22 protein-coding genes are annotated in these 20,225 nt (G+C 62.0%); 18 read left to right on the top strand and 4 right to left on the bottom strand.

Annotated features, from left to right (window positions below; all coding sequences use genetic code 11):
- Nucleotide 1: 1 nt before the first annotated feature.
- A complete protein-coding gene (locus ACP7BX_RS30620) occupies nucleotides 2-1,225 on the bottom strand; it encodes an SfnB family sulfur acquisition oxidoreductase (RefSeq protein WP_426132054.1) in 1,224 nt (407 codons plus the stop codon).
- Between the two features lie 226 nt (nucleotides 1,226-1,451).
- Between ACP7BX_RS30620 and ACP7BX_RS30615 the strand changes: the two genes are divergently transcribed.
- The 4 genes from ACP7BX_RS30615 to ACP7BX_RS30600 all read left to right on the top strand — a co-directional run bounded on the left by ACP7BX_RS30615 (nucleotide 1,452) and on the right by ACP7BX_RS30600 (nucleotide 5,290).
- Nucleotides 1,452-1,913: a VOC family protein gene (locus ACP7BX_RS30615; protein ID WP_314534910.1), complete on the top strand. Its 462-nt coding sequence runs from the start codon at nucleotides 1,452-1,454 to the stop codon at nucleotides 1,911-1,913.
- Nucleotides 1,914-2,033: 120 nt separating this feature from the next.
- Nucleotides 2,034-2,909: an alpha/beta fold hydrolase gene (locus ACP7BX_RS30610; protein ID WP_426132053.1), complete on the top strand. Its 876-nt coding sequence runs from the start codon at nucleotides 2,034-2,036 to the stop codon at nucleotides 2,907-2,909.
- A gap of 83 nt (nucleotides 2,910-2,992) precedes the next feature.
- Nucleotides 2,993-4,297 (top strand): dicarboxylate/amino acid:cation symporter, encoded by a 1,305-nt coding sequence (locus tag ACP7BX_RS30605; protein ID WP_426132052.1) that lies wholly within the window; start codon nucleotides 2,993-2,995, stop codon nucleotides 4,295-4,297.
- A 78-nt stretch (nucleotides 4,298-4,375) separates the two neighbouring features.
- Nucleotides 4,376-5,290: a LysR substrate-binding domain-containing protein gene (locus ACP7BX_RS30600; protein ID WP_218168527.1), complete on the top strand. Its 915-nt coding sequence runs from the start codon at nucleotides 4,376-4,378 to the stop codon at nucleotides 5,288-5,290.
- Here the strand turns inward: ACP7BX_RS30600 and leuD are convergent.
- Both leuD and leuC read right to left on the bottom strand, forming a co-directional pair.
- Nucleotides 5,287-5,901, bottom strand: a complete 615-nt coding sequence (gene leuD, locus ACP7BX_RS30595) for a 3-isopropylmalate dehydratase small subunit (protein ID WP_426132051.1) — start codon at nucleotides 5,899-5,901, stop codon at nucleotides 5,287-5,289. The two genes, ACP7BX_RS30600 and leuD, sit on opposite strands and share 4 nt — an antisense overlap.
- Entirely contained in the window at nucleotides 5,898-7,316 is a 1,419-nt protein-coding gene (gene leuC, locus ACP7BX_RS30590) for a 3-isopropylmalate dehydratase large subunit (RefSeq protein ID WP_426132050.1), read from the bottom strand. The genes leuD and leuC overlap by 4 nt, the downstream gene beginning before the upstream one ends.
- A 271-nt stretch (nucleotides 7,317-7,587) precedes the next feature.
- Between leuC and ACP7BX_RS30585 the strand changes: the two genes are divergently transcribed.
- Genes ACP7BX_RS30585 through ACP7BX_RS30550 form a run of 8 tightly spaced genes read left to right on the top strand, consistent with a single transcriptional unit; the run spans nucleotide 7,588 to nucleotide 13,699 of the window.
- On the top strand, nucleotides 7,588-8,790 hold the full coding sequence (locus tag ACP7BX_RS30585; RefSeq protein WP_314534899.1) for a PepSY domain-containing protein: 1,203 nt from the start codon (nucleotides 7,588-7,590) through the stop codon (nucleotides 8,788-8,790).
- Nucleotides 8,787-9,323: a thiamine pyrophosphate-binding protein gene (locus ACP7BX_RS30580; protein ID WP_426132049.1), complete on the top strand. Its 537-nt coding sequence runs from the start codon at nucleotides 8,787-8,789 to the stop codon at nucleotides 9,321-9,323. The genes ACP7BX_RS30585 and ACP7BX_RS30580 overlap by 4 nt, the downstream gene beginning before the upstream one ends.
- Complete coding sequence (locus ACP7BX_RS30575) at nucleotides 9,320-9,649, top strand: hypothetical protein (RefSeq protein WP_016980241.1); 330 nt, start codon at nucleotides 9,320-9,322, stop codon at nucleotides 9,647-9,649. The genes ACP7BX_RS30580 and ACP7BX_RS30575 overlap by 4 nt, the downstream gene beginning before the upstream one ends.
- Entirely contained in the window at nucleotides 9,646-10,206 is a 561-nt protein-coding gene (locus tag ACP7BX_RS30570) for a DUF6162 family protein (RefSeq protein ID WP_177114919.1), read from the top strand. The genes ACP7BX_RS30575 and ACP7BX_RS30570 overlap by 4 nt, the downstream gene beginning before the upstream one ends.
- A 19-nt stretch (nucleotides 10,207-10,225) precedes the next feature.
- Complete coding sequence (locus ACP7BX_RS30565) at nucleotides 10,226-11,146, top strand: metal ABC transporter substrate-binding protein (protein ID WP_038844854.1); 921 nt, start codon at nucleotides 10,226-10,228, stop codon at nucleotides 11,144-11,146.
- Nucleotides 11,143-11,889 carry a metal ABC transporter ATP-binding protein gene (locus ACP7BX_RS30560; protein WP_314534891.1) on the top strand — a complete coding sequence of 249 codons (747 nt, stop codon included), beginning with the start codon at nucleotides 11,143-11,145 and terminating at the stop codon, nucleotides 11,887-11,889. Before ACP7BX_RS30565 ends, ACP7BX_RS30560 begins: the two co-directional genes overlap by 4 nt.
- Nucleotides 11,886-12,785, top strand: a complete 900-nt coding sequence (locus ACP7BX_RS30555; RefSeq protein WP_033900316.1) for a metal ABC transporter permease — start codon at nucleotides 11,886-11,888, stop codon at nucleotides 12,783-12,785. Before ACP7BX_RS30560 ends, ACP7BX_RS30555 begins: the two co-directional genes overlap by 4 nt.
- Complete coding sequence (locus tag ACP7BX_RS30550; RefSeq protein WP_426132048.1) at nucleotides 12,785-13,699, top strand: metal ABC transporter substrate-binding protein; 915 nt, start codon at nucleotides 12,785-12,787, stop codon at nucleotides 13,697-13,699. Before ACP7BX_RS30555 ends, ACP7BX_RS30550 begins: the two co-directional genes overlap by 1 nt.
- On the opposite strand, the gene ACP7BX_RS30545 is transcribed toward ACP7BX_RS30550, so the two are convergent.
- A complete protein-coding gene (locus ACP7BX_RS30545; RefSeq protein WP_033900319.1) occupies nucleotides 13,680-14,405 on the bottom strand; it encodes a UTRA domain-containing protein in 726 nt (241 codons plus the stop codon). The two genes, ACP7BX_RS30550 and ACP7BX_RS30545, sit on opposite strands and share 20 nt — an antisense overlap.
- A 351-nt stretch (nucleotides 14,406-14,756) precedes the next feature.
- Here ACP7BX_RS30545 and ACP7BX_RS30540 point away from each other — a divergent pair, with 351 nt between their 5' ends.
- The 6 genes from ACP7BX_RS30540 to ACP7BX_RS30515 all read left to right on the top strand — a co-directional run bounded on the left by ACP7BX_RS30540 (nucleotide 14,757) and on the right by ACP7BX_RS30515 (nucleotide 20,118).
- Complete coding sequence (locus tag ACP7BX_RS30540) at nucleotides 14,757-15,833, top strand: ABC transporter substrate-binding protein (protein WP_426132047.1); 1,077 nt, start codon at nucleotides 14,757-14,759, stop codon at nucleotides 15,831-15,833.
- A 189-nt stretch (nucleotides 15,834-16,022) separates the two neighbouring features.
- Nucleotides 16,023-16,829: an alkaline phosphatase family protein gene (locus ACP7BX_RS30535; protein WP_426132046.1), complete on the top strand. Its 807-nt coding sequence runs from the start codon at nucleotides 16,023-16,025 to the stop codon at nucleotides 16,827-16,829.
- Complete coding sequence (locus ACP7BX_RS30530; RefSeq protein ID WP_016980250.1) at nucleotides 16,826-17,662, top strand: ABC transporter permease; 837 nt, start codon at nucleotides 16,826-16,828, stop codon at nucleotides 17,660-17,662. Before ACP7BX_RS30535 ends, ACP7BX_RS30530 begins: the two co-directional genes overlap by 4 nt.
- Nucleotides 17,649-18,449, top strand: coding sequence for an ABC transporter permease (locus ACP7BX_RS30525; protein WP_010211611.1), 801 nt, complete (start codon nucleotides 17,649-17,651; stop codon nucleotides 18,447-18,449). The genes ACP7BX_RS30530 and ACP7BX_RS30525 overlap by 14 nt, the downstream gene beginning before the upstream one ends.
- The gene (locus ACP7BX_RS30520; protein WP_033897698.1) at nucleotides 18,446-19,435 is read left to right on the top strand and encodes an ABC transporter ATP-binding protein; all 990 of its coding nucleotides are present in this window, start codon (nucleotides 18,446-18,448) and stop codon (nucleotides 19,433-19,435) included. Before ACP7BX_RS30525 ends, ACP7BX_RS30520 begins: the two co-directional genes overlap by 4 nt.
- Before the next feature lie 29 nt (nucleotides 19,436-19,464).
- Nucleotides 19,465-20,118: an HAD family hydrolase gene (locus tag ACP7BX_RS30515; protein ID WP_426132045.1), complete on the top strand. Its 654-nt coding sequence runs from the start codon at nucleotides 19,465-19,467 to the stop codon at nucleotides 20,116-20,118.
- Nucleotides 20,119-20,225 lie beyond the last annotated feature (107 nt).

Genomic DNA, 20,225 nt, shown 5'->3' with positions numbered 1-20,225 from the left:
ATCACGACCAGTCATGGCGCGGCGGCTTGGCGCCGTTGAGCAGCCAATTACCCACCGCGTGGTACTTCCAGCGCACCGGGTCGTGCAGGGTGTGGACCCGCGCGTTGCGCCAGTGGCGGTCGAAGTTGTGCTTCTTCAAGGTGGAACGGGTGCCCCCCAGTTCGAACAGCTTGTTACTGGCTTCGATGGCGATTTCAGTGGTCAGCACTTTTGCTCGCGCGACGGCGAGGGACGCGTGGGCGACGTTGTCTTCATCTGGGGCCGGGCGCGCGGCATCCAGGGCAAAGCCGGCGCGGTCGAGCAAGGCTTCGGCGGCTTCCAGGCGAATATCCAGGGCACCGACCTGAATGATGGTCAGTGGATCCTCACTGGCTTTCTCTACCCCGGCATCGATCCACGGCCGGGCGAATTGCTGGACGAACTGCACGGTGTCGCGCAGCGCGGCTCGGGCAATGCCCGCGTCGATGGCGGCAGTGGTCAATTGTGCGAAAGGTCCGGCCAACGTTGGGGAATCGTAGGATTTGTGCGTAGGAAACAAATTGAAGGCCGGCACCCGCAGATCCTGAGCCAGCACCGTCCCGCTGGAGGTAGTGCGCTGGCCCATGCTGTCCCAATCGTCGACCACCACCAGCCCTTCAGTGCCACGCGGTACAAAGGCCAACTGGGCATTTTGCTGTTCATCCAGCGCCAGCACCGCCAGCCAATGGGCGTACAGCGAACCGGTGCAATAGCCCTTGCGCCCGTTGATCACATAGCCGTCGCCTTCACGGCGAATAGTGGCCTGGATGTCCTGCACGTGCTTGCCGCCGGTTTCCGACAGCGCATTGGCAAAGCGATGACCCTGCAAGGCCAAGCCGAAGAAATGCGCCTGTTGCTCGGGCGTGCCCTGCAAGCGGATATCTTCCAGCAGGCAGTAGTGGTTCTGCGGGATCTGCCCCAATGACGGGTCGGCCGCCGAAATAATCGCGATCACCTGGGCCAGCACCGCGTAAGACACCTGCGCCCCGCCGAACGCGCGCGGCACACTGATGCCCCACAGGCCACTGTTGGAATACAGGTCCACCACCTCGGCGGGCACCTGGCGGCTGCGGTCGCGCTCGGCGTCCTGTTCCAGGAGAACGGCGGCGACGCGGTGGGCGACGGCAATCGCCTCGGCTGCATCGCGGATCAAGGCGGCATGGGGCGTGTGGATAGGGTAATCGGCAGACACAGGCAGTACAGACATACAACGCTCTCGGGCGAATGATTTGCCAGAGGTATTGCAGCTTCTGTGCCGAGCCCGGAAACCGGTGGTTTGGCCGTAAAAACGCGCCCCCTACCCGCTTATGGCGCAGCAAACTGCCTGTTCGCTGTTGCCTGGCGAACACCTCGTCGGTTGCCCGCAGGCCCCGGCGTACGTGGCCTATAGTGAAAAGGCCGTCCCTCCATAACCACCACTCAAGGAGAACGAAATGAGCGTTAAGCCTATTCCCGAGGGTTTCCACAGTGTCACGCCCTATCTGGGCGTCGAAAAAGCGGCCGAAGCCATCGAGTTCTACAAGAAAGCCTTTGGTGCCATCGAAGCCATGCGCCTGGACATGCCCGACGGCAGAGTCGGCCACGCCGAGCTGCGTATCGGTGACTCGCCGATCATGCTGGGCTCACCCTGCGATGAAAGTGCGTTTGGCAGCCCGCGTGATGGCCACACCAGCGTCGGTTTGCATGTGTATGTCAATGACGTCGACGCGCAGTACAAACAAGCCATCGCAGCCGGTGGCACACCGATCTCCGAACCCAAGGACCAGTTCTACGGCGATCGCTCCGGCACGCTGAAAGATCCATTCGGCCATGTGTGGTTCCTGGCCACCCACAAGGAAGACCTGACCGAGGCGCAGATCCGCGAACGAGCCCAGGCTATGTTCAAGCAAGGCTGATCAACGGGAGCCGGCCCGCCGGCTCCTACACACTTCATGAACAACCCCTCCACGTTTTCGCCCTTGCCCCGAACGCCGCGTGATTCCAGGATGCAGGCAATCATCACAAGGAGTCATTCCATGTTCGCCGGATTCCAAAAAGACAGCTGCCACGTCAACGGCGTGGACATCAGCTACCGCAAAGGCGGTACAGGTCCCGGCCTGCTCCTGCTGCACGGGCACCCGCAAACCCACGTCATCTGGCACAAAGTCGCCGAGCAATTGGCCGAGCACTTCACCGTGGTGGCGGCCGACCTGCGCGGTTATGGCGACAGCAGCAAACCGCCGGCCAATGACCATCACTCAAACTACTCAAAGCGCGAAATGGCCCGGGACGGCGTCGAACTCATGAAAGCCCTGGGCTTCGAACAGTTCTCGGTGCTGGCCCACGACCGTGGCGCCCGTGTGGCCCATCGCCTGGCGCTGGATCATCCCAACGCTGTGCAACGCATGGTGCTGCTGGACATCGCGCCGACCCTGACGATGTACGCACAGACCGACGAAGCCTTCGCCCGCGCCTACTGGCACTGGTTCTTCCTGATCCGTCCGGCGCCGTTGCCGGAAGCCTTGATCGAGAGCAACCCGGAGTTGTACCTGCGCAGCGTGATGGGCAGCCGCAGCGCCGGGCTCAAGCCGTTTACCGATGAGGCCTTCGCCGAATACCTGCGCTGCCTGAAACTGCCGGGCGCCGCCACCGGCATCTGCGAAGACTACCGGGCTGCTGCCGGTATCGACCTTGAGCACGACCAGGCGGATATCGACGCCGGCCATCACCTGAACCTGCCGTTGCTGGTGATGTGGGGCGCCGAAGGCACCGTCGGCCGCTGTTTCGAGCCGCTCAAGGAATGGCAGAAAGTCGCCACCGACGTGCGCGGCAAGGCCCTGCCGGCCGGCCATTACATTGCCGAAGAGGCTCCCGAGTTGTTGCTGGGCGAAGTCCTGACCTTCCTTCGCTGATCCCCTGATTCACTCCCCCACGCAGGCGCGCCAACACCTGCGACGGGGTCTGCTTGCCCAAAAAAGACTGCGAGATAATAACAATGACAATCAGAAAACTGCTGGGAACCCTGTATATCCAGGTACTCATCGCCATCGCGCTGGGCGTGTTGATCGGCCATCAATGGCCGCAGATCGGCATCGACCTCAAGCCCTTGGGCGACGGCTTCATCAAACTGATCAAGATGATCATCGGCCCGATTATCTTCTGCACGGTGGTGTCCGGCATCACCAGCATGCACGACGTAAAGCAGGTGGGCCGCGTTGGCGGCAAGGCGCTGCTGTACTTCGAAGTTGTCTCGACCATTGCCCTGTTGATCGGCATTCTCGCCGCGCACCTGTTGCACCCGGGCGTCGGTTTCAACATTGACGTGAAAACCCTCGACAGCTCGGCCATCGCCGGCTTTGTCGGCCAGGCCGAACACGGTGAAGGCATCGTCGGGTTTCTGCTGCATGTGATCCCCGCGACGTTTTTCGATGCGTTCTCCAAGGGTGAAATCCTGCCGGTGCTGTTCGTCTCGGTGCTGTTTGGCGTGGGCCTGGTGATGGTCGGTGAAAAAGGCCGGCCGTTGGTGGGTGTGATCAACCAGGCCAGCGAAGTGTTCTTCCGCATCGTCGGCATCATCAGCCGGGTCGCGCCAATCGGGGCGTTTGGTGCGATTGCGTTCACCATCGGCAAATACGGCGTGGGTTCGTTGCTGCCGTTGTTGAAGCTGGTGGGCACCTTCTATATCACCGCGTTTTTCTTCATTGCCGTGGTGCTGGGCAGCATCGCCCGCTACGCCGGCTTCAGCATTTTCAAGTTGATGGGTTACATCAAGTCGGAGCTGCTGATCGTGCTGGGCACCAGTTCGTCGGAATCGGCGCTGCCGCAATTGATCCAGAAACTTGAAAGCCTGGGCGCCTCCAAGGGCGTGGTGGGCATCGTGGTGCCGACCGGCTACACCTTCAATCTGGACGGCACCAACATCTATATGACCCTGGCAGTGTTGTTCCTGGCCCAGGCCACCAATATCCACTTGCCGCTGGAACAGCAGTTGACGCTGCTGGCGGTGGCCATGCTGACGTCCAAGGGCGCCGGGGCGGTGGTCGGCGCAGGGTTTGTCGCGCTGGCGGCGAGCCTGGCGGTGGTGCCGACCGTGCCGGTGGCAGCGATGGTGTTGATCCTCGGCGTAGACCGCTTCATGGCTGAATGCCGCTCACTGACCAATATCATCGGCAATGCGGTGGCCGCGCTGGTGGTGGCTGCCTGGGAAGGTGAGCTGGACCGTGAAAAAATGGCGCCTATCGCGCTCAGGCACGGCCGACATGCGCGGGCAGCCGCTCAAGCGAAGATCGCTGCCGAGTAACCCAAGACGGCCAGGTGTGCCGGAAGGCACACCGATCCGGTGCTATTCTGGCGGCTCATGCCGCCAGCCCTGTTTCTGATGACCAATAAGAAAGATACCGTGCCCCTACCCGAAGACCTGCGGGTGTTCCTGACCGTGATCCGCAAGGCCGGCTTCGCAGCGGCCGCCGATGAGCTGGGCTTGTCGCCGGCCTATGTCAGCAAGCGCATCCAGATCCTTGAAACCACCCTGGCCACCCGCTTGCTGCACCGCACCAGCCGACGCATCGCCCTGACTGAAGACGGCGAGCGGGTGCAGCGCTGGGCCGTGCGTATCCTGGAAGACTTCCAGCAACTCTCCGATGAACTCTCCGACGCCCATGACAGTCCCCGTGGCCGCCTGCACCTGTGCAGCAGCTTTGGTTTCGGCCGCAACCATGTGGCGCCCGCCCTGTCGCTGCTGGCGGAACAATACCCGGACCTGGAAATCCGCCTGGACCTGTTTGACCGCGTGGTGGACATCGTCAGCGAAGGCTTCGATTTGGAGATCCGCGTGGGCGACGATATCCCCGGCCAGCACATCGGCCGCCGGCTGGTGAGCAACCGCCGCGTACTGTGCGCGGCGCCGGCTTATCTGCAGCGCCGCGGCACACCGCAACAGCTGAGCGACCTGGAGCAGCACGACTGCCTGGTGCTCAAGGAGCGCGATAACGCGTTTGGCATCTGGAACCTGGAACACGACGGCGCCCAGGAAAGCGTGCGCGTGCGCGGGCCGTTGTCGTCGAATAATGGCGAGATTGTGTTGCAGTGGGCGTTGGATGGGCGCGGGGTGCTGCTGCGCTCGATGTGGGATGTGAAACCGCTATTGGAACAAGGCAAGCTGGTGCAGGTGCTGCACGGGTATACCCAGAGCGCCAACGTGTGGGCGGTGTACCCGACACGGTTGGCGTATTCCGGCAAGTTGCGCGCCTGCGTGGAGTTCTTGCAGGAGCATTTCAAAGGGTTGTCGATTTAGCTCAGCCAGGGATTGGCTGCCAGGTGCTGGCGTTCGAAAGCCTTGATCTCTTCACGGCGTTGCAAGGTGCTGCCGATGGCGTCCAGGCCCAATAGCAACGCAGTTTTACGCAGGGTATCGATCTGGAACGGGATCACCTCGCCGTCCGCCAAGCGAATCGCCTGGGCTTCAAGGTCGACGCTGATCTGCGCCTGGTCTGCCTGGCTGACGGTCTTACCCAACCGCTGCAACACCGCCTCGTCCAAGGTGATCAACAACACCCCGTTGCGCTGGCAGTTGTCATAGAAAATCCCGGCAAAGCTGCTGCCGATCAGGGCGCGGATGCCCATTTGCTTCAAGCCCCACACCGCATGTTCACGGCTGGAACCGCAGCCGAAGTTCGGCCCCACCACCATGAAACTCGCACCCTGCCAGGCCGGCTGGTTCAGCACGAAGTCGGGGTTGGGCTCGCCGGACGGCAAGAAGCGCAGGTCGAAGAACAGCCCGCGGTCCAGGCCGCTGCGGTCGATGCCCTTGAGGAATTGCTTGGGCATGATCACGTCGGTGTCGATGTTGGCCGCCAGCATCGGCGCGGCCTTGCCGGTGACCAGGGTGAAGGGTTGCAGGCTCATGAGCGTGCTCCAAAGTGGCGGATATCAGTGAGGCGGCCAGTAATGGCAGCGGCGGCGACCATCGCCGGGCTCATCAGGTGGGTGCGTGCGCCCGCGCCCTGGCGGCCTTCGAAGTTGCGGTTGGTGCTGGAGGCGCAGCGGTCGCCGGGGGCCAGCACGTCGTCGTTCATCGCCAGGCACATCGAGCAGCCCGACTGGCGCCATTCGAAGCCTGCCTCGATAAAAATCGCCGCCAGCCCTTCGGCCTCGGCCTGGTCACGGACTTCGGTGGAGCCGGGTACGATCATCGCACGGACGTGGCCCGCCACGTGTTTGCCGCGCACCACGCTGGCGGCGTCGCGCAGGTCTTCGATACGGGCGTTGGTGCAGGAGCCGATGAAGGCGTGACTGATGACAATCTCGCTCAGCGGCATGCCGGCTTCCAGGCCCATGTAGTTGAGGGCGCGGCGCATGTCCTGGCGCAGGATCAGGTCACTGACGTCCTGCGGGTCGGGCACGCGGGTGCCGATGGGCGCGGCCTGGTCAGGGCTGGTGCCCCAGGTGACCATGGGTTCCAGGGTGGAGGCGTCGAGTTGCACCTCCCGGTCGAACACCGCGCCGTCATCGGTGTGGAGTTTTCGCCACTCCAGCAGCGCCTTTTCCCACAGCTCGCCTTGCGGTGCGCGTGGTTTGCCCTTGAGGTAGGCGAAGACTTTCTCGTCCGGCGCCATGAAGGCGCCACGAGCGCCCGCTTCCACCGCCATGTTGCAGATGGTCATGCGCGCCTCGACGCTCAGCGCGTCGATAGTGGAGCCACGAAACTCAATGGCGTAGCCCGTTGCACCGGACGCGCCGATCTTGCCGATCAGCGCCATGATCACGTCTTTTGAGGTCAAGCCCGGCGCCAGGTCACCGTCTACGGTCACGCGCAGGGTTTTCAGACGTTTGTAGACCAGGGTCTGGGACGCCAGCAGGTGTTCGATTTCCGAGGTGCCGATGCCAAAACCAAAGGCACCAAGGGCGCCGTAGGTAGTGGTGTGGCTGTCACCGGCGGCAATCACCATGCCCGGCAGGATGAAACCCTGTTCCGGGGCGATTACGTGCTCGATGCCCTGGCGCTTGTCGAGGATGTCCAGCAGTTCGATGCCGAAGTCCCGGCAGTTCTCCGCCAGGTACGACACTTGCCGCGCACCGCCTGCATCCGGCATCGCCGCGATGCGCTTGGGCGTGGTGGGGTTCACATGGTCGACCACGGCCAACGCCGTGCCGGGACGCCACACCGTGCGCCCGGCTTCGCGCAAGCCGCTGAAGGCCTGGGGGCTGGTGTATTCGTTGATCACCTGGCGGTCGATATAAAGCAGGACATGGCCCTGGTCATCCAGGGAGCACACCGTGTGGGAGTCGATGTGTTTGTCGTAGAGGGTTCTGGCAGTCATTTCTTAGGCTCACTCAACGGTATGAGCCCATCCTACGCAGCGCCCGGGCCCCATCAATGCCACTTGGGTGATGGCTTGGAACATGTTTCGTGTTCGATCAAGGCGTTTAAGCGGCCTGAATGTGAACCTGAAACATTTTCTTTCATATCCGGGTTAGGGATTTCTCATTCTCATCCGTCTTAATTTAGATACAGCCTGTCGCGTCAGCAAAAGCTACGACTGGCCTTTTCCGGGCCTTCACTGCCCCCCTCCGATCAAGACCCTCATTCACATGTCGAAGAAGTCACGCTCCAAACTCTGGTTTCTCGTACATAGCTGGTTGGCCTTGCCCATCTGGTTCTTTGTACTGATCGTCTGCGTCACCGGCACCCTGGCGGTGGTCAGCCAGGAGATCGTCTGGCTGGCCAACCCGGATATCCGCGCGAGCAAGCCGACGGACGACGCCGAACCCCTGAGCTACGACCAGGTGATCGCTGCGATCAAGCGCGAAGAGCCCCAGGTGTTCGTCCAGTCGATCAGCCGACCCGACGAATCCCATTTCGCCCTCAGCGTCGACCTGAGCTACCCCGACGGGCGTTCCGTGGAGGTCTACGTCAACCCCTACACCGGCGCGATCCAGGGCATCAGCCCGTCGTTCAACTTCCAGGCCTTTACCCGCGCCCTGCACGGCTGGTGGCTGGTGCCGTTTACCAATGGCTACAGCTGGGGCTGGTACCTGGTCTCGGCACTGGGTATCCCGCTGCTGGCGTCGCTGGTCACCGGGCTGGTGGTGTACAAGAAGTTCTGGAAGGGCTTCCTGCGGCCTACCCTGCGTATTCGCCATGGCGCGCGGATCTTCTGGGGCGACTTCCACCGCTTGAGCGGTATCTGGTCGATCTGGTTCATCGCGGTGATTTCCGTCACCGGCATCTGGTTCCTGATCCGGGCGATCCTGGGCGATAACCAGATCTCGATTTCCACCGAGCCGGTCATCCCGGTGATTGCACGGGAAAAAGTACCGATGTCGGCACCCGGCGTGCCGGCCCCCATGATTCCCGTGGACGAGGCGATCAAGATCGCCACCCAGCGCATCCCTGGCCTGGAAGCGAGTTTCATCAGCCTGCCGCTCAATGCCTACAGCCACCTGCAGATCGGCGGGCGCGGCTGGTATCCGCTGATGTTCCAGACCGCGCAGATCAACCCTTATGACGGTGAAGTCGCGGCGGCGCACTTGCTGTCCGACCGCTCGAAGCTGGAGTTCGTCACCGAGTCCATGCGCCCGCTGCACACCGGCGACTTTGGTGGGATATGGGTCAAGCTGATCTGGGCGTTCTTTGGCCTGATCATGAGCATGATGGTGTTGAGCGGCCTGCTGATCTGGACCAAGCGCACCGCCCTGGCCACCCTCAATGCCCTCAAGCGCGAAGCCAAGACCCAACACAAGCCGGCGGCCATCCCCGCCAGACAGGCTGAAACCTCGGAGGTCACGCCATGAGCCAGGTCACTGCTGCTAAACCTTCGCCGCTGCGGGCCTTCTGGCTGAAATGGCGCTTCCACATCAATGTGCTGCTGTTGCTGATCCCCCTGGGCTTCATGCCCAAGTACTTCGCTGACGCCGCGCTGTTTCGTGGCGACACCGGCATCGGCGAGCGAGTGGCCGGTGAAGTGCAGGTCGGGCCCTGGAGCCTGACCCTCGCGGAGTTCCGCAATGAAGGCCCGCGTCCCGACCCGGCCGGCCCGATGAAGTTTTTCAACGCTGCCCTGTGTGACACCTGCGCCGACCAGGTCAAGGCCACCTACCTGCGCATCGGCAAGCCGCGCAGCCTGCGCGCCGCCGGGGTGATCTTCTTCGGCACGCCGTACCGCATGGGCGCCGGCCTGCCGATCCCGGAACGCACACCCGCCGACGCCGAACTGTGGGTCACCATGGAAGGCTGGGACGGCACGATGCACCAGGGACCCATCCCGTTGAGCCAGGCTTCGCCTGCCACTATTGCCTGGCTGAACAAGCAAGGAGTTAAACCATGACTTTGATGCGCATGACCCGCGCCTGTGGCGTCCTGCTGATGTGCGCCGGTTTCAGTACCGTCGCCCTGGCCCACAACCCGATGTGCGAGTGCAAGGAAATCCCCGGCGAGCAGATCCAGTGCAAAGGCGGCTTTTCCGATGGCAGCGGCGCGCCCGGCGTGACCCTCGATGTGATCGGCTACGACGAAACCATCCTGGTGCCCGGCAAGCTGGGTGAGGACTCGACCCTGACCTTCAAGAAGCCGTCGGCCGAGTTCTACGTGCTGTTTGATGCCGGCCCCGGCCACGTGGTGGAAATTGACCAAGCGGATATCCAGCCGCAATGACCACTACACAGGTTGTACGCCCCGCCGGTGCCGGTCACGAAACCCTCTACGTGCTGCTGTTGTGCCTGATCATCCTCGCGGTGGCCGGCTCGGTGATCGCGCTGCACGGTGAATCCCAGGAAGTAGCGGCCGTGCCCAGCCATCAATTGGACGCGCGCCGCGACCTGAGCGCCGCCGAGCAAGGTATCTATGCCGACCTGCGCGTTACCCTGGATGAGATCCAGCTGTTGCAGCAGGAGCAAAGCGCGCTGCCCAGCCCGGCGCAACTGGCCGAAGAAGGCTTTGCGCCCTTTGCCCAGGACGCCAGTTCGGTCAGCCGTGGCGATCACCGCTGGCAATTGCTGGAGCCTTCGGCCTACCTGGGCCTGAGCCAGGCACCGGCCACCAGCGGCTCGCTGCTGATGCGTGTGCACGGTGCCGAACCGGATATCTGGCTCAATCGCCAGGCCAACCTCGCCGCCCCTTCCGACCTTACTGACCAGGCGCTGATCGCGGCCGGCTGGCAGCAAGTGGTCGCGCAATTCGATGCCGGCGTCACCCGCCAGCACCGTCACTGAACGAGAAGACCGATTGCCCATGTCTATTTCATCTCCCCTGTTGCGCCTGTTGCTGGTTGGCCTGCTCAGCCTGATGCTGGCTCCCCTGGCTAATGCTGAGGCGGCCAAGCGCCTGCGTATCGGCATCACCCTGCACCCTTATTACAGCTACGTGGCGAATATCGTCGGCGACAAGGCCGAAGTGGTGCCGCTGATTCCGGCTGGCTTCAACCCCCACGCCTACGAGCCACGCGCCGAAGACATCAAGCGCATCGGCACCCTGGACGTGATCGTGCTCAACGGCGTCGGCCACGATGATTTCGCCGACCGCATGATCGCCACCAGCGAACGCCCGGACATCCCGGTGATCGAGGCCAACGCCAACGTGCCGCTGCTGGCCGCCACCGGTAACGCCGCGCGCGGTGCGGGCAAGGTGGTCAACCCGCATACGTTCTTGTCGATCAGTGCGTCGATTGCCCAGGTCAACAATATCGCCCGCGAACTGGGCAAGCTGGACCCGGACAACGCCAAGACCTACACCCAGAACGCCCGTGCCTACGGCAAGCGTCTGCGCCAGATGCGCGCCGATGCGCTCGCCAAGCTGACCAGCGCCCCCAACCCGGACCTGCGCGTAGCCACCGTGCACGCGGCCTATGACTACCTGCTGCGCGAATTCGGTCTGGAAGTCACTGCGGTGGTCGAACCGGCCCACGGCATCGAGCCAAGCCCGAGCCAGTTGAAGAAGACCATCGATGAACTGCGCGCCCTGGATGTGAAGGTGATCTTCTCGGAGATGGATTTCCCGTCCACCTACGTCGACACCATCCAGCGTGAGTCGGGCGTCAAGCTGTACCCGCTGTCGCATATTTCCTACGGCGAATACAGCGCCGAGAAGTACGAAGTGGAGATGACCGGCAACCTCAACACGGTGGTGCGAGCCATTCAGGAGTCGGGGGCATGACGGCGGCGGAACAGCTGAATGCGGTCAGCGTCGGCCCGACGCTTGAGTTCGATCAGGTTGCGCTGACGCTGGGACGCACGGTGATCCTGGATGACGTGAGCTTCCAGGTACAGCCGGGCAGTATCCATGCACTGGTTGGCCCCAACGGCGGCGGCAAAAGCTCGTTGATCAAGACACTGCTCGGGCAAACCCCTCACCAGGGACGCTTGAGCCTGCACTGGCCAGCCGCGCCCGGCACGATCGGTTATGTGCCACAGGCCCTGGAGTTCGATCGGGGCTTGCCGATGACCGTGGATGATTTCATGGCCGCCATGTGCCAGCGGCGTCCGGCGTTTCTCGGCCTGTCCAAGCATTACGCCGGTGCGATTGGCGATGCGCTGGAGCGCGTCGGCATGCAGGACAAACGCAAGCGACGCATGGGCGCGCTGTCCGGCGGTGAACGCCAGCGCGTGTTGCTGGCCCAGGGACTGATCCCGGCGCCACAGCTGTTGGTGCTGGATGAACCGATGTCAGCGCTGGATGAAGCCGGTATCCAGGTGTTCGAACGCCTGCTCAATGACTGGCGCCTGGCTGGGATCACCGTGTTGTGGATCGAGCATGACCTGGAGGCCGTGGGCCGCCTGGCCGACCGCGTCACCGGCCTGAACCGCCGCGTGCTGTTCGACGCCACGCCTAAAGAGGCGTTGACCCCGGATCGCCTGCTGACCCTGTTCTCCACCCACCCTCGGAGCCCGGCGCAATGAGTTATGAAGCTTTTCGCTTGATGGTCCAGGGCTGGGCCTCTTCCGGTTATCTGCCGGAAGCGCTGGCCTACGGTTTTGTGGTCAACGCCCTGCTCGCCGGTCTGCTGATCGGCCCGGTACTGGGCGGTTTGGGCACGCTGGTGGTGGTCAAGCGCTTCGCGTTTTTCTCTGAAGCGGTCGGCCACGCGGCGCTGACGGGCGTGGCGGTGGGCATCCTGCTCGGTGAACCCTACACCGGCCCGTATGGCGCATTGTTCGGCTACTGCCTGCTGTTCGGCATTTTGCTCAACTACCTGCGCAACCGCACCGGCCTGGCACCGGATACCTTGATCGGCGTGTTCCTGTCGGTGTCCCTGGCGCTGGGTGCGAGTCTGCTGCTGATCCTGGCGGGCAAGATCAACGTGCATATCCTTGAGAACGTGCTGTTTGGCTCGGTGTTGACGGTCAACGGCAACGACCTGCTGGTGCTGGCGGTGGTCGGCTCGTTGGTGATGGCCCTGGCGCTGCCACTGTACAACCGCATCATGTTGGCCAGCTTCAACCCGCAATTGGCAGCGGTGCGCGGCGTGGCGGTGAAGACCCTGGATTATCTGTTCGTGATCCTGGTGACGCTGATCACCGTCGCGGCGGTCAAGGTCATCGGCGCGATCCTGGTGGGGGCGCTGTTGGTCATTCCGGCCGCAGCGGCACGCCTGTTGAGCCAGTCGCTCAAGGGCTTCTTCTGGATCTCGGTCGCGATTGCCACCGTCAGCACCCTGTGCGGGATCCTGCTGCCGATCATCTTCGACCTGCCTGTGCCGTCCGGCGCCGCCATCATTCTGGTCGCCGGTATCGCCTTCGCCCTGGCCGCCATCGCGCGCGGCACGGTGCCCAGCCTTAAAGGGAATCTTGGATAATGCGCTCCGTTCTTTCTCCCCTGGCCCTGGCCATCGCCTGTTTGTTCACCACGCCGTTGATGGCGGCTGAAGCCGCCAAACCGGCTGCCCACGCGGCCAAACCGGTCAAAGTGCTGGCCTCGTTGCCGATCACCTACGGCCTGGCCGAAGTGCTGCTCAAAGGCACCGACGTGCAGCTCGAACGCGCCGCGCCGGCCAATCTGCCCGGTTCGCGACAAGTGTCTTATTTCACCGGCCGTGGCGCGCCCGCCCTGAGTAAATTGGCACTGGACGCCGACGCCGCCATCGGCCTGCGCTCGCTGTGGGCCGATGATCCGCTGTACCCGGTGGCGCGGCGCAGCAACATCCGCATCGTCGAAGTCGATGCTGCACGCCCGGTGGACGGCGGTCTGCCGGGCATCGCGGTGCAGCCGGGCGTCACCGATGGCCTGAACAGCCAGCCGTGGCAGTCGAGCAACAACATGGGACGCATGGCCGATGTGCTGGCCGCCGACCTGAGCCGCCTGGCGCCCAACGCCAAGCCGAAGATCGACGCCAACCTCGCCGCCCTCAAGCAGCGCCTGCTCAAGCTCACCGCCGACAGCGAGGCGCGACTGGCCAAGGCGGATAACCTGAGTGTGGTCAGCCTGAGTGATCACTTCGCCTACCTGGTCAGCAGTTTGAACCTGGAAGTGCTCAGCACCGATGCGCGACCCGACGCGGAGTGGACGCCTGAGGCCTTGCAGAAACTGAGTGCCGAGCTGAAGGACAACGAGGTGGCAGTGGTGCTGCATCATCGGCAGCCGAGTGACGCGGTGAAGGCGGCTATCACTGCCGGTGATTCAAAACTGTTGGTGTTGAATGTGGACGGTGCCGAGCCGGTGACAGAGCTGGAAACCAATGTGGATCAGGTGATCAAGGCGCTGACCCCATAACATCCACACCCACATGAATAGCATCATGCCGCCAGAACTCCAGGTCGCAGTCGATCAACCGCTGGTGCTGGTCATAATTGACCCGGGCGATCCGCAAGCCCGGGCTGCCCACCGACACGCGCAACGCGGCGGCGGCTTCCACCGGCAGTGAGGTCGGCACGATTTCAAAGCGCACGCGCCCGTAGTGCAGGTCGTACTTGCGCGCGTACAACTCCGTCATCGACTGATTCAAATCACATGCCAGGATCCCCGGAAAATACTGCGGGTTCAGGTAGTGCTCCACATACAGCACCAAGCGCCCATCAATCCGCCGTCCCCGGCAGATCTGGATCACACTGGACAGCGCGGGCAACTGCAACCACGCACACACCGCCGCCGAGGCCGGTTGCAGGCGTGCAGAGATGACTTCCGTAGAAGCAACCCGCCCCTGGTCGCTGACCATGGCGTGAAAGTGGCTGCGTTGCATCAGGTTGTACGCCAGCCGTGGCGGTGAGACAAACCAACCACGCCGCTCCTCGCGATAGATCTGGCCCTGCGCCTCAAGTTGTAACAAGGCTTCCCGCACCGTAATCCGGGTGGTACCAAACAACTCGCTGAGCTTGCGCTCGGCGGGCAGTTTGCTGGCAGGCGGCAACAAACCGTGGTCGATCTGCTCTTGCAGCGCCAGGCCAATGGATGTCACCGCCTTGATTGCCTCATCACGCATCAACGTTACCTATCTGGACTAGACCAGCACCGATCCGGTGCACAAACCGCTGGGTAAACCGGCCAGCACTCAAGCTTGCCAGCCTAGGCATTACAGATGACCGACAGATGACAGTCCGTATCCATCGCCCTTAGCACACCCTGCAATACATCGGCCAAGTCCAATCAATGCGGGCACTTGGGCATGGTCTACGCTAACTCTGCGACAAACGACATCAGCGATTTAAAAACGACATCGACATGAAACTGTCATCCATCGAGCCTAGATTGGCTCAGGTATTGCTGACCTAGACCAACACCACCGCAAACGTCGATAAAAACGCAGCGTTGAAAACGCCCAAAGGAGCTTCGGATGAAACAGCTTTTCCTGGCATCACTGTTAGGCTCGACCATTGCCATGTGCACCGCCGCCATGGCCGCTGATACCGATCTAAAAACCCTGGAAGCTGCCGCAAAGGCAGAAGGCGCCGTCAACAGCGTCGGCATGCCCGATGACTGGGCCAACTGGAAAGGCACCTGGGAAGACCTGGCCAAGACCTACGGCCTCAAGCACATCGACACCGACATGAGCTCGGCCCAGGAAATCGCCAAGTTCAAGGCTGAGAAAGACAACGCCAGCGCCGACATCGGTGACGTGGGCGCAGCGTTCGGTCCGATTGCGGTGAAGCAGGACGTCACCCAGCCGTACAAACCGTCAACCTGGGCCCAGGTTCCGGATTGGGCTAAAGACAAAGACGGCCACTGGGCCTTGGCGTACACCGGCACCATCGCGTTTATCGTCAACAAGAAGCTGCTGCACGGCTCTGAAGTGCCGACCAGCTGGGCTGAGCTGCAAAACGGCAAGTACAAGGTCTCCATCGGTGACGTGAGCACCGCAGCGCAAGCGGCCAACGGTGTACTGGCAGCCGCCATCGCCAATAAAGGCGACGAAAAGAACATCGCCCCCGGCCTGCAATTTTTCACCAAGATCGCCCAGCAAGGCCGCCTCTCGCTGTCCAACCCGACCATCGCCACCATGGAAAAAGGCGAAGTCGAAGTGGGCGTGGTCTGGGACTTCAACGGCCTGAGCTACAAGGCGAAGATGGCCAACCCGGATGACTACGTGGTGCTGATCCCATCGGACGGCTCGGTGAAATCCGGCTACACCACCATCATCAACAAATACGCCAAGCACCCGAACGCCGCGAAGCTGACCCGCGAATACATCTTCAGCGACGCCGGCCAACTCAACCTGGCGAAAGGCAATGCGCGTCCGATCCGCGCTGAAACCGACCTGAAACTGCCGGCCGATATCGCCAAGAACCTGATCCCGGGCGAGCAGTACACCAAAGCCAACCCGCAGCCGATCAAGGATGCGGATGCTTGGGAAGCGACTTCCAAAAAGCTGCCTCAGCTGTGGAATGAGCAAGTCATCGTAGAGATGAAGTAAGTCCGCCACCCGCATTGGAGCTCCACTGGAGATCCAATGTGGGAGCGGGCTTGCTCGCGAATGCGTTGGTTCAGTCAACTGATTCATCGCCTGACACACCGCTTTCGCGAGCAAGCCCGCTCCCACACTTTTGACCCCGCTCATCCAATGAAATTGAGTCAAACCTACTGTTGCGGAGCCCCAGCCCCCATGAAGCACAACGTCATCCTTGTCGTGCTCGACGGCCTGAACTTCGAGGTTGCGAGGCACGCCATGGGGCACTTGCAGGCCTATGTCGGCGCAGGACGCGCAGCCCTCTACAAACTGGCATGTGAACTGCCCGCGCTGTCCCGCCCGCTGTATGAGTGCATCCTCACCGGCGTGCCTCCGATCCAGAGCGGCATCGTGCACAACAACGTCTCGCGCCTGTCCAACCAGCGCAGCATTTTCCATTACGCCACCGACGCCGGCTTGACCACGGCAGCGGCGGCTTACCATTGGGTCAGCGAGTTGTACAACCGCACGCCCTTCCTCGCCGCCCGCGACCGTCATACCGACGACAAGTCACTGGCGATCCAGCACGGGCATTTCTACTGGAATGACCACTACCCGGATTCCCACCTGTTTGCCGACGCCGAAAGCCTGCGCCTCAAACACGCGCCGAACTTCCTGGTGGTGCACCCGATGAACATCGACGACGCCGGCCACAAGCACGGCCTCGACACCCCGCAATACCGCAACAGCGCACGCTCGGCCGACATTATCCTGGCCGATTACCTGCAAGCCTGGCTCGACGCCGGATACCAAGTGCTGGTGACCGCCGACCACGGCATGAACAACGACCGATCCCACAACGGCCTGTTGCCGGAAGAGCGCGAAGTGCCGCTGTTTGTCCTCGGCAATGCCTTCAGCCTGAACCCCAACGCCATGCCGAAACAGACCGACCTCTGCGGCACCGTCTGCGAGTTGCTGGGCGTGCCCCACGACAAACCTGTCTGCCAGGAGCTGTTGAAATGATCCGTGGCAAATGGCTGGCGCTGCTGTGCCTGGTGCCCTTCGCACTGTTCTTTATCGTGTTCGAAATCGCCCCGCTGGTTTGGGTGCTGATCAACAGCCTGCAGACCGAAGAGGCCGGTTGGGGCGTGGAAAACTTCGTACGTATCTTCAGCTCGAAGTTCTACCTGCAAGCCATCCAGTTCAGTTTGGAGATCAGCTTCTACTCCAGCATCTTCGGCATCATCATCGCCACGCTGGGCAGCTATTCGTTGCGCCGGGTGGATTCGCCGCTGCGCAATTTCGTCACTGCTTTCGCCAATATGACCAGCAACTTTGCCGGCGTGCCCTTGGCCTTCGCGTTCATCATTCTGCTGGGTTTCAACGGCAGCATCACGATCATGCTCAAGCAGGCAGGGATCATTCAGGACTTCAATCTGTATTCGAAGACCGGCTTGATCATCCTCTATACCTACTTCCAGATTCCCCTGGGCGTGTTGCTGCTGTACCCGGCCTTCGATGCGTTGCGCGAAGACTGGCGTGAGTCGGCTGCACTGCTCGGCGCGAATGGCTGGCAGTTCTGGCGGCATATCGGCCTGCCCGTGCTCACCCCGGCCCTGCTCGGTACGTTCGTGATTCTGCTGGCCAACGCCTTGGGCGCCTACGCCACGGTGTACGCCTTGACCACCGGTAACTTCAACGTGCTGCCGATCCGTATCGCCGGGCTGGTTTCCGGTGATGTATCCCTCGACCCGAACATGGCCAGCGCCCTGGCCGTGGTGCTGGTGGCGCTGATGACCGTGGTCACCGTGGTCCATCAACTGCTGCTCAAGAGGAGCTACCATGTCTCGCGCTGAAGCCGGCCCGGCCTCCCTCTACCATCGGGTGGTGGTGTGGCTGTTGTTTGCAATCCTGGTGCTGCCGTTGGTGGGCACCTTCGTCTACTCCATTGCCAGCAGTTGGTCAGCGACCATCCTGCCCGCCGGCTTCACGGTGAAGTGGTACGTGCAGCTATGGAGCGACCCGCGCTTTTTGATGGCCTTCGGGCAGTCGTTGCTGGTGTGTGTCGGCGCGCTGATCCTGTCGGTGGTGCTGATTTTGCCGCTGCTGTTTGTGGTGCACTACCACTTCCCCAAGCTCGATGCGCTGATGAACATCCTGATCCTGCTGCCCTTCGCGGTGCCACCGGTGGTGTCGTCGGTGGGTTTGCTGCAGCTGTATGGCTCCGGGCCGATGGCGATGGTCGGCACGCCGTGGATTTTGATCGGCTGCTACTTCACCGTCGCGCTGCCGTTCATGTACCGGGCGATCACCAACAACCTGCAAGCCATCAACCTGCGCGACTTGATGGACGCCTCGCAACTGCTCGGCGCCAGCACCTGGCAGGCGGCGATCCTGGTGGTGCTGCCGAACCTGCGCAAAGGCTTGATGGTGGCGTTGCTGCTGTCGTTCTCGTTCCTGTTCGGTGAGTTCGTGTTCGCCAACATCCTGGTGGGCACCCGCTACGAGACCCTGCAGGTGTACCTGAACAACATGCGCAACAGCAGCGGCCATTTCACCAGTGCCGTCGTGATTTCCTATTTCTTCTTTGTGCTGGTGCTGACCTGGGCCGCCAACATCTTGAACAAGGACAAAAGCCAATGAGCTTCGTCAGCGTCCAACACCTGCAAAAAGGCTACGCCGGCACTCCGGTGTTCAGTGATATCAACTGCGAGATCGCCAAGGGTGAGTTCGTCACCCTGCTCGGTCCGTCCGGTTGCGGCAAATCCACACTGCTGCGGTGCATCGCCGGCCTGACCTCGGTGGACAGTGGGAAAATTCTGCTGGATGGGCAGGACATCGTCCCATTGAGCCCGCAGAAACGTCACATCGGCATGGTGTTCCAGAGCTATGCACTGTTCCCCAACATGACCGTGGAGCAGAACGTCGCGTTCGGCCTGCGCATGCAAAAGGTCAACGCCGACGACAGCCACAAACGCGTGCAGGAAGTGCTGCAACTGGTAGAGCTCAAAGACCTCGCCGGTCGTTACCCGCACCAGATGTCCGGCGGCCAGTGCCAGCGCGTGGCCCTCGCCCGCTCCCTGGTCACCCGTCCACGTTTGTTGTTGCTGGATGAGCCGCTGTCTGCGCTGGATGCACGGATTCGCAAGCACCTGCGCGAGCAGATCCGCCAGATCCAGCGCGAGCTGGGGCTGACCACGATCTTCGTGACCCATGACCAGGAAGAAGCGCTGACCATGTCCGACCGGATCTTCCTGATGAACCAGGGCAAGATCGTGCAGAGCGGCGATGCCGAGACCCTCTACACCGCGCCGGTCGACGTGTTCGCCGCTGGCTTTATCGGCAACTACAATCTGTTGGACGCCGACAAGGCCAGCCAATTGCTGCAACGCCCGATCAACAGCCGCATTGCCATTCGCCCGGAGGCCATCGAACTGAGCCGCGATGGCGACCTGGACGCCCTGGTGCGCAGCCACAGCCTTTTGGGCAACGTGATTCGCTACCGCATCGAAGCGCGCGGCGTGGAGTTGGTGGTGGATGTGCTCAACCGTTCGGCTGACGATCTGTACCCCGAGGGGCAACGCCTGGCACTTTCCATCGACCCCAGCGCCCTGTGTGAAGTAGCCTGATGCAACGATTGATTGAGAGAGCGTGACCGATGGCATTGGTAATTTTTGATCTGGACGACACCCTCATCCACGGTGACTGCGCCACCCTGTGGAGCGAGCAGATGGGCCGCCTGGGTTGGGTCGACCCTGAGTCGTTCATGCGCAAGAACCACGAACTGATGGACGCCTACAGCCAGGGCCAACTGAAGATGGAAGACTTCATGGACTTCAGCCTGGAGCCGATGATTGGCCGCACGCCGGAGGAAATCGAACATCTGGTGGAGCCCTGGGTCGAGGACGTGATCGAGCCGCTGATCTACAGCGATGCCACCAAGACCATCGCCCGTCACCGCGCCAATGGCGACCGGATCCTGGTGATCTCGGCGTCGGGCACGCACTTGGTCACGCCGATTGCGGCGCGGATCGGGATTGATGAAGTGCTGGGGATCAACCTTGAAGTCAGCCATGGTGTGTACAGCGGGCGCACGGTCGGTGTACTGACCTATCGCGAAGGTAAGATCACGCGGCTGATGGAATGGCTGGAGCAGGAAGGCGAGTCGTTGGAGGGTGCGTATTTCTATTCGGATTCGCGCAATGACTTGCCGTTGTTGCTGAAGGTGGATCATCCGCAGGTGGTGAATCCGGATCCGGTGTTACGTGCCCACGCGGAACAGGCTGGGTGGCCGATCCATCACTGGGTCTGATTGCACGTTTTTGAATTGACAACCAGATCAAATGTGGGAGATTCTATGTTGCAGGGGAACCCTGCAACCTTAAATTCGGCTGGTATTCGCTCTGATTTTTCATAAGC

It is taken from the genome of Pseudomonas sp. DWP3-1-3b3 (assembly GCF_049896305.1).
GTDB classification, from domain to species: domain Bacteria; phylum Pseudomonadota; class Gammaproteobacteria; order Pseudomonadales; family Pseudomonadaceae; genus Aquipseudomonas; species Aquipseudomonas azotoformans_A.
Note: the sequence above shows the minus strand (reverse complement) of the source record. Positions and strands in the feature narration are given on the sequence as shown.